10 protein-coding genes are annotated in these 8,709 nt (G+C 70.9%); 8 read left to right on the top strand and 2 right to left on the bottom strand.

Annotated elements, in window-relative coordinates; all coding sequences use genetic code 11:
* A partial coding sequence (locus tag VFO68_RS05510; protein ID WP_325157060.1) for a DUF664 domain-containing protein occupies positions 1 to 416 on the top strand: 416 nt, incomplete at its 5' end.
* Here the strand turns inward: VFO68_RS05510 and VFO68_RS05505 are convergent.
* Both VFO68_RS05505 and VFO68_RS05500 read right to left on the bottom strand, forming a co-directional pair.
* Positions 413 to 829, bottom strand: a complete 417-nt coding sequence (locus VFO68_RS05505; RefSeq protein ID WP_325157059.1) for a DUF1801 domain-containing protein — start codon at positions 827 to 829, stop codon at positions 413 to 415. The genes VFO68_RS05510 and VFO68_RS05505 overlap by 4 nt on opposite strands.
* Positions 830 to 842: 13 nt before the next feature.
* Entirely contained in the window at positions 843 to 2,234 is a 1,392-nt protein-coding gene (locus VFO68_RS05500) for a lysine 2,3-aminomutase (protein WP_325157058.1), read from the bottom strand.
* Between the two features lie 104 nt (positions 2,235 to 2,338).
* On the opposite strand from VFO68_RS05500, the gene VFO68_RS05495 reads away from it, so the two are divergent.
* The 7 genes from VFO68_RS05495 (at position 2,339) to VFO68_RS05465 (ending at position 8,699) form a co-directional block, all read left to right on the top strand.
* A complete protein-coding gene (locus tag VFO68_RS05495) occupies positions 2,339 to 3,361 on the top strand; it encodes an L-erythro-3,5-diaminohexanoate dehydrogenase (protein WP_325157057.1) in 1,023 nt (340 codons plus the stop codon).
* Positions 3,358 to 4,842, top strand: coding sequence for an amidohydrolase (locus VFO68_RS05490; protein ID WP_325157056.1), 1,485 nt, complete (start codon positions 3,358 to 3,360; stop codon positions 4,840 to 4,842). Before VFO68_RS05495 ends, VFO68_RS05490 begins: the two co-directional genes overlap by 4 nt.
* Positions 4,839 to 6,404, top strand: coding sequence for a lysine 5,6-aminomutase subunit alpha (locus VFO68_RS05485; protein ID WP_325157055.1), 1,566 nt, complete (start codon positions 4,839 to 4,841; stop codon positions 6,402 to 6,404). The genes VFO68_RS05490 and VFO68_RS05485 overlap by 4 nt, the downstream gene beginning before the upstream one ends.
* A complete protein-coding gene (locus tag VFO68_RS05480) occupies positions 6,401 to 7,135 on the top strand; it encodes an OAM dimerization domain-containing protein (RefSeq protein WP_325157054.1) in 735 nt (244 codons plus the stop codon). The genes VFO68_RS05485 and VFO68_RS05480 overlap by 4 nt, the downstream gene beginning before the upstream one ends.
* Entirely contained in the window at positions 7,132 to 7,512 is a 381-nt protein-coding gene (locus VFO68_RS05475; protein ID WP_325157053.1) for a hotdog fold domain-containing protein, read from the top strand. Before VFO68_RS05480 ends, VFO68_RS05475 begins: the two co-directional genes overlap by 4 nt.
* 166 nt (positions 7,513 to 7,678) lie before the next feature.
* Complete coding sequence (locus tag VFO68_RS05470) at positions 7,679 to 8,548, top strand: helix-turn-helix transcriptional regulator (protein WP_325157052.1); 870 nt, start codon at positions 7,679 to 7,681, stop codon at positions 8,546 to 8,548.
* Complete coding sequence (locus tag VFO68_RS05465) at positions 8,520 to 8,699, top strand: DUF397 domain-containing protein (protein WP_325157051.1); 180 nt, start codon at positions 8,520 to 8,522, stop codon at positions 8,697 to 8,699. Before VFO68_RS05470 ends, VFO68_RS05465 begins: the two co-directional genes overlap by 29 nt.
* Positions 8,700 to 8,709 lie beyond the last annotated feature (10 nt).

Here is an 8,709-nt window from a genome sequence, read left to right as displayed (position 1 = left end):
CGGGGCTGACCGCCGGCCAGTTGAAGCTGGCCAGCGCCCCTCCTTCCAACCTGACCCTGCTGGGCCTCGTGCGGCACATGGCCGACGTCGAGCGCTGGTGGTTCCGGATCCACTCGGCCGGCCTTGACGACCTCGGCCATCTCTACTGGGAGTTCGACGGCGGCAACGGCGAGCAGGACTTCGAGGAGGTCGCCGGCGCCGACGCCGAGGCGGACTACCTTGCCTACGTCAACGAGATCAAGCTTGCCGACGAGGCGGTCGCCGACATCCCGCTAGAGCACACGTTCTTCCACCGCAACCGCCGCAACGAGCTGAACGTGCGCTGGGTCTACGTCCACATGCTCGAGGAGTACGCGAGGCACAACGGCCCCGCCGACCTGATCCGCGAGCGCATCGACGGCGCCACCGGAGACTAACTGGCCAGGGTCTTGCCGTTGTACTTCTTGAACTGGGCCTGGACGATCTTGCGTAGGGTTGGCTTGTCCACATCGGACAGGCGCTTCACGTACACACAGGCCTTGCTGGTGGTGTGCGGGCCGAGCTTGGCCATCAACGCCGCGTGGGCCTCAATTGCCAGGTATAGCGTCAGCGCCGCCTTGCGCGGGGAGAAGCCCACCGCCGGCATGTCACCCTCACGCCCGGTGGCGTAGCGGTAGTGGGTCGACCCGAAACCGATGATGGCAGGCCCCCACATCACCGGTTCCGTGCCGGTGGCCTTGGTCATCAGCTCGCACAGCTCTTCGGCGTCGGCCCGACGGCGTTCATCGGCGACAGACGCGATGAAGTCTTCAACACTTTCTTTAGTGGGTACCGTCTTCGGCGCGCTCATGCCGATAACTTAACTACATCTCGGCCTTGCGCCAGAACCTCTGACCCGACGGCGACAGCGTGTCGATCGGGTCGTAGTAGGCGTACCGCTTCGCCAGCACCTCACTATCGCTGTCCTCAATGGACGTCCGGTAGTTCTTGGTCCAGTACGAGATCCCGTGCTCGCGGTCGTACTCGGTGACCATGTGGACCCAGCGCTTGCCGACGTAGGGCACGTCGCAGATGATCCGCGGGGTGGCGTATCCGGGCAGGTCACCCATGATCGCGTGCTGCAGTTCCTGGGCCTCCCACACCGCCACCCGCCAGTGCTCGGCGTTGGGGATCATGTCGCACATGTAGAAGTAGTAGGGCAGGATGTTCGCCTCGCCCTGCAGCGCGAAACACAGGTCCAGCAGCGCTTCCGGCGTCGCGTTCACCCCGCGCATCAGCACGCCCTGGTTGCGCACGTCCCGCACGCCGACGTCGAGCGCGGTGCGGGCCGCCTCGGCGACCAGCGGGGTGACCGACTGCGCGTGGTTGACGTGCGTGTGGATGGCCAGGTTGACCCCGCGGCGATGCGCGGTGCGGGCCACCCGCTCCAACCCCTCGACCACCTTGGGCTGCAGCCAGTGCTGCGGCAGCCCGGCCAGCGCCTTGGTGGCCAGCCGGATGTCGCGGACCGTGTCGATGTCCAGCAGCCGCATCAGGAACGACTCCAGCTGGTGCCACGGCACGTTGGCCACGTCGCCGCCGGAGACCACCACGTCCCGCACCCCCGGGGTGCGCTTGAGGTAGTCGATCATCTGCTCCTGGCGGTCGACCGGCCGCAGCGCGAGCTTGTGCTTGTCCACCTGCGGGGTGGAGTTGCCGACCAGGTCCATCCGGGTGCAGTGGCCGCAGTACTGCGGGCAGGTGGACAGCAGCTCGGCCAGCACCTTGGTCGGGTAGCGGTGGGTCAGCCCCTCGACCACCCACATCTCGGCCTCGTGCAACGAGTCCCGCGACGAGTGCGGGTGGCTCGGCCACACCAGGTCCCGGTCGCTGCGCACCGGCAGCATGTAGCGCCGGATCGGATCGGCGAGGAACGCCTCGGTCAGGTCCCCGCCCTCAGCTGCCCCGTTCGGCGCGATGGTGTTGAGCATCTGCGGCGGCAGCAGCATCGACATCGTGGCCAGGTGCTCCTGGTCGGCGGCCAGGTCGTCGTAGAACCGCTCGTCGAGCAGGTCACCCATGACCGCCCGGAGCTGTTTGAGGTTCTTCACGCAGTGCACCCGCTGCCACTGCGCGTCCCGCCACTGGTTCTCGGTGACGTGGCTCCAGCCGGGGAAGCGCCGCCAGTCCGGCTCCACCAGCTCGGTGCGCACATACTCGTACGGCTGGCGGCCGATCTTGTCGATGGCCTCCGTTACAGTCCTCGCCGCAGTCATCTGTACTCCTCGTCACTCGAGCTGCATGAAGATATGCTGTTAGAAGGGGCGTACGGCGTAAATCCTACGGAAAGAGGGGCAGTGTGGCGAATGTGGTCCGGGGTGTGTCGTCGCCCTACGGTCTGCACCGGGTGTTGGAACCGGCCGGCGTGCTGCCCCAGCAGGCCTGGCGGCTGGACCCGGACCCGCGGCCCTGGCCGGACGAGGTGGTCGTCGACGTCGAGCGGCTCAACCTCGACGCGGCCTCGTTCCGCCAGCTGCGCGAGCAGCACGGCGCCGGCCCTGCCGTGCGGGCCGCCGTGCTGGAGATCGTCGCCGAGCGCGGCAAGATGCAGAACCCGGTGACCGGATCGGGCGGCATGCTGCTCGGCACCGTCCGGGAGGCCGGCCCGGAGTCGCCGCTGGGGCTGCGCGCCGGTGACCGGATCGCCACCCTCGTCTCGCTCACCCTCACCCCGTTGCGCATCGAGGACGGCCTGGCCGACTGGGACGGCGAGGGCGAGCAGGTGCCCTGCCGGGCGACCGCGGTCCTCTTCGCCCGCTCGATCGCCGCCGTGCTGCCCGACGACGTGCCGGACGGGCTGGCGCTGGCCGTGCTGGACGTGTGCGGCGCCCCGGCGCTGACCGACCGCCTGGTGCGCGAGCACCGCGCCGCCCGGGCGGCCGCTCCGTCGGTCTGCGTGCTCGGCGGCGGGGGCAAGTCCGGTTCGCTGTCGCTGGCCGCGGCTCGCCGGGCGGGCGCCGACCGGCTGGTCGGCGTGGTGCCGACCGAGGCCGAGGCGGCCCGGCTGCGCGCCGCCGGGCTGGCCGACCAGGTGGTCGTCGCGGACGCGCGGGACCCGGTCGCGCTGGCGGCGGCGGTCGGTGCGCCGGCGGATGTGACCGTGGTCTGCGTCGATGTGCCCGGCTGCGAGCATGGCGCGATTCTGGTCACCGCCAATGGTGGCGTGGTTGCCTACTTCTCAATGGCCACCTCATTCCCGGCCGCGGCGCTGGGTGCCGAGGGCCTGGCCGCCGACGTCCGCCTGCTCATCGGCAACGGCTACGTGCCCGGTCACGCCGCGTTCGCGCTCGACCTGTTCCGGGCCGAGCCGGGTGTCCGGACCCTGTTCGAGTCCCGGTCATGACCGCGACCCTGTTGCGGGGTGGGCGGATCCACACCCCGGCCGTCCCGGACGCCACGGCCATGGCGGTGCGCGACGGGGTGATCACCTGGATCGGCCGGGACGGCCAGGCGCCGGACGCCCACCAGGTCGTCGAGCTGGACGGCGCGTTCGTGGCCCCCGCCTTCGTCGACGCCCACGTGCACAGCACCGGCGCCGGCCTGCTGCGCACCGGGCTGGACCTGACCCGGTGCGGCTCGCTGGCCGAACTGCTGGACCGGGTGCGCGACCGGGCCCGGCCGGGCGAACTGGTCTGGGGCCACGGCTGGGACGAGACCACCTGGCCGGAGCGCCGCCCGCCGACCCGGGCCGAGTTGGACGCGGCCGCGGCCGGCGCCCGGGTATACCTGTCCCGGATCGACGTGCACTCCGCGCTGGTCAGCACCGCGCTGGCGGTGCCGGCGGCGGCCACGGCCCCGGGCTGGTCGGACACCGGGCCGGTCAGCCGGGCCGCCCATCACGTGCTCCGCGCGGCGTTCCTGGACTCGATCACGCCGGACCAGCGGCAGGGCGCGCAGCGGGAGTTCCTGCGGCACGCCGCGTCGATGGGAGTGGCCGTCGTGCACGAGTGCGGGGGGCCCGACATCTCCGGCGTCGACGATCTCGCCGACCTGCTCGCCCTGGCCGGCGAGCCCCTGCCGGAGGTGATCGCGTACTGGGGCAGCCGGGACGGCGCGCTGCCGGCCGGCGCCCGCGGGCTGGCCGGCGACCTGTTCGTGGACGGCGCGCTCGGCTCCCGCACCGCGGCGCTGACCACGCCCTACACCGACGCCCCGGACACGGCGGGCGCGCTGTACCTGGACGCCGAGCAGATCGCCGGGCACGTGATCGCCTGCGCCCGGGCCGGAATCCAGGCCGGTTTCCATGTCATCGGCGACGCCGCGGTGGGCGCGGTGGTCGCCGGGTTCGCCCGGGCCGCCGACGTGGTGGGCACCGAAACCCTGCGCGCCGGCCGGCATCGGCTGGAGCACCTGGAGATGGTGGACGCCGAGCAGGCCGCGCGGCTGGGCGAGTGGGGCGTCGTCGGCTCGGTGCAACCCCAGTTCGACGCGGCCTGGGGCGGCAGCACCGGCATGTACGCCCAGCGCCTCGGCTCCGACCGGGGTGCCGCGCTCAACCCGTTCGCGCTGCTGGCCGACGCCGGGGTGGTGCTCGCGCTCGGGTCGGACTGCCCGGTGACGCCGGTGCACCCGTGGGCCAGCGTGCGCGCCGCCGTGCACCATCGCACCGACGGGTTCGGCATCCCGCCGGCCGCCGCGTTCGCCGCGCACACGGTGGGCGGCTGGTACGCGGCAGGGCTGGACGGCGGAGTGCTCGAACCGGGCGCCCCGGCCACCTACGCGGTGTGGGACTGCGCCGGGTTTCCCGCGCTGGACGGCGACCTTCCCGTCTGCCTGCGCACCGTGCGGGACGGGCGGACGATCTACACGAGGGAGCGGCCATGAGCCTGCTGGATCTCGACCCGGAGGTGGTCGGCGCCGCCCGGCGGCTCGCGGGCCGGGCGGCCGAGCCGGTCATCGCGCTGGCCCGGGCGCACACCACCGTCGCCGTGGAGCGCGCGACCCTGCGCCTGGCCGGCATCACCGGGGCCGACACCGAGCACCGCGCCGGCGACGTGCCCTGGGTCAACCGGGTGGTGGACACCGTGCGCGAGCACTGCGGGCTGGAGCACGGCGTGGCCCTGCCCGCGTTCCACGCGCTGCGCACGCACGACCTGGCCGGGCTGACCGAACTGGCCGAGGCCACCGCGGCCGGCCAGATCCGGTACACGGTGCCGGCCGGGCGGGACGCCACCCGGGCGCTTTCCCTGGCCCGCACGGCGATCCGGCGCGGGCTGCGCACCATCGACCGCAACCGGACCCAACGCGACCGGCTGGTGGCCAGGCTGGGCGACCCGCCGCAGCGGCCCTGGATCTACCTGATCGTGGCCACCGGCGACATCGACGAGGACGTGGTGCAGGCGGCCAACGCCGCCCGGGCCGGCGCCGACGTGATCGCCGTGATCCGGTCCACCGGTCAGTCCCTTTTGGACTATGTGCCGGAAGGCGCCACGCACCACGGGTTCGCCGGCACGTACGCCACCCAGGAGAACTTCCGGATCATGCGGGCGGCCATGGACGAGGTGTCCAAAGAGGTCGGTCGCTACGTCCGGGTGACCAACTACGCCTCCGGCCTGTGCATGCCGGAGATCGCGGTGCTCGCCGGCCTGCAGCGGCTGGACATGATGCTCAACGACTCCATGTACGGGATCCTGTTCCGCGACATCAACCCGATCAGAACCTTTGTGGACCAACGGTTCTCCCGCCAGGTGCACGCCCGGGCCGGGATCATCATCAACACCGGCGAGGACAACTACCTGACCACGGCCGACGCGGTCGACGCCGCGCACACGGTCACGGTGTCCCAACTGCTCAACGAGCACTTCGCGCACGAGGCGGGACTGCCGGACGAGCTGCTGGGGCTGGGGCACGCGTTCGAGATCAACCCGGAGATCGCCGACTCGTTCCGGCTGGAGCTGGCGCACGCGCTGCTGGCCCGGGAGCTGTTCCCGGACGCGCCGCTGAAGTGGATGCCGCCGACCCGGCACATGACCGGCGACGTGTTCCGTGGGCATCTGCTCGACGGGTTCTTCAACCTGGCCGGAGTGCTGACCGGGCAGGGCATTCTCCTGGTCGGCATGATGACCGAGGCGGTGGTGACGCCGTGGCTGTCCGACCGGGACCTGGCGCTGGCCAACGTGAAGTACGTGCTGAACGCCGCCGGGAAGCTGCGCGAGGACTTCCGGCCGGCGCCGGACGGGTTCATCGTCAAGCGGGCGCACCAGGTGCTCGGTGAGGCGGTCGACCTGCTGGAGCGGATCGTGGACGACGGTCTGCTGAACGCGATCGCGGACGGCACGTTCGGGTTGATGAAGCGACCACCCGACGGCGGCCGGGGCGCGGACGGCGTGGTGGCAAAGGCGGACGGGTATGTGAACCCGGCGACCGAGCTGCTGGAGGAGTCATGACGGTCGTTCGTCCCTATGGGGACACCACCGGTGACGGCATGGTGCAGGTGTCGTTCACGCTCCCGGTGCCCGCCGGGCCGAGGGCCGACGGCGCCGCCGCGCAGCTGGCCAACAAGATGGGCATCGACCCGGCCATGGTGGTGCACTCGCACGCGATCGGCGAGGGGTTCACCTTCTTCGTGGTGTACGGCTCGGTGCGGCATCTGGTCGACCTGGACGAGGTCCGGGTGGTGGAGCGCGAGTATCCGCTGCTGGCCCCGGCCGAGGTGAACTCCGTGCTGCGCAAGACGTTGCGGCGCAAGCTGGTCGTGGTGGGCGGGTGCATCGGGACGGACGCGCACACGGTCGGCATCGACGCGATCCTCAACATCAAGGGGTTCGCGGGGGAGAAGGGCCTGGAGTACTACCGGGAGCTGCGGGTGATCAACCTCGGCGCCCAGGTCGGCGTGCCGGAGCTGGTGAAACGGGCGCGGGCGGAGAAGGCCGACGCGGTGCTGGTCTCGCAGGTGGTCACCCAGCGGGACGCGCACATTCTCAACACCCAGGAGATGTCGGCGGCGTTCCGCGAGGCGATGGGCGCCCACCGGCCCTTGCTGATCGCCGGCGGGCCACGGTTCGACCCGCTGATGGCCGGCGAGCTCGGCGTGGACCGGGTGTTCGGCCGGGGCACGACGCCCGGCGAGGTGGCCAGCTACCTAGTGCACGCGATCCAGGAAAGGCGGGCGGCGTGAGCCTCGTTGAGGGTTTTTCGGTCACCCACAAGCGATACGTTCCCTACTCGCACGCCCACTACGGCGGCAACCTGGTCGACGGCGCCTACGGCCTCGGCATGTTCGGCGACGTGGCCACCGAGCTGTGCATCCGCACCGACGCGGACGAGGGCCTGTTCGCCGGCTACTCCTCGGTGGAGTTCCTCGCCCCGATCCAGGCGGGCGACGTCCTCGAGGCCACCGCCACCCTCACCCGCATCGGCAACCGCTCCCGCACCGTGCAGTTCGAGGCCCGCGTCGTCTGCCGCGCCACGCCAACCCGGTCCGCCTCCGCCGCCGAGGTCCTCGACCCACCCCTGGTGGTCACCCGCGCCACCGGCACCGTCGTCGTGCCGTAACAGCTCAGCTGGATGGGGGTGGCGGGGCGCCTGCGGCGCCCCGCACCCCATCCAGAGAGCCGAAATGCCAGGTGCGTTGTTGCGTCGGGCGCTCGACGTGCCACCTTGGAGTGGAACCCGCGCGTGTCAGCGAACCGGCGGCCCTCCGGGCCCATAACGTCGCCGCATGGCACACACCGACGCCGCCGCCGTTCGCCGGGAACTGGGCGCGGAACTACGGAGCTACCGGGAAGCCGCCGGCCTCAACCGCGCCCAACTTGCCCACGACATCGGCTGGACGCCCACCCGAATCTCGCGCATCGAAGCCGGAAAGGTCGGTATCTCCGAGGTCGACCTGATCCTCTATCTCGCCTTCTGCGGCACCCACCGCAGAGATCAGGACCTCGATGTCCTGTTCCGTGAAGCCGAGCTGATGCTCGGCTACTGGCTCAGCCCACATGGCCCAGACCTGGAGGACTCGCTGCGCTCGCTGATCTACCACGAGTCCACGGCGAGCGCGTCGGTGGGCTATGCCCCGCACTTCATCCCCGGCCTGCTGCAGACCGAGGGTTATGCCCGGGCCGTGATCAGCCAGGACGACTGGCGGACTGCGGAGAACGTCGAGTTCTGTGTTCGGGCGCGGATGGCGCGCCAGCACACCCTGCACCGGCTGACACCGGCCAAGTTCACCTTCTTCCTGCACGAGCACGCCCTGCGATGGCAATGCGATGCCATGCCGGAACAACTGCTGGCGCTGACACTGCTCGACGGGTTGCCACATATCGATATCCGCGTAGTTCCAGCGGGGTCGATGTTCGGCGGCGCGTTCCGGATGCTCCATTACACCCAGCACAAACCGCTGGTTCATCTCGATGCGTACTTCGCCGGCCTCTTCCTCGAAGCCGAGGAGTACGTCGCGCCCTATCGCGAGCTTGTCGCCGTTATCGCCAAGGCCGCCCTCGGTGAGCGAGAATCGCGGGAGTTCCTCACCACTCTGGCAGGCGATCACGACCGAGGGAGTCCCCGTGATGACGAGGTGGAGGAAAGCAGGAGGTAGTGGCGGAGGGAACAGCGACTGTGTCGAGGTGGCGCTGGGCGGGTCGCGCGCCGCGGTTCGGGACTCCAAGGATCCGGCGGGACCGGTGCTGGGGTTCGGTACGACGGCTTGGCGGGGGTTGTTGGGGTGGTGTGGTTCCCGGCCGGCCTGAAGCTCAGTAG

The sequence above is a fragment of the Actinophytocola sp. genome, assembly GCF_035712165.1.
GTDB lineage: Bacteria > Actinomycetota > Actinomycetes > Mycobacteriales > Pseudonocardiaceae > DASYTH01.
The sequence above is the reverse complement of the archived record's forward strand: the minus strand, read 5'-3'. Positions and strand labels throughout refer to the sequence as shown.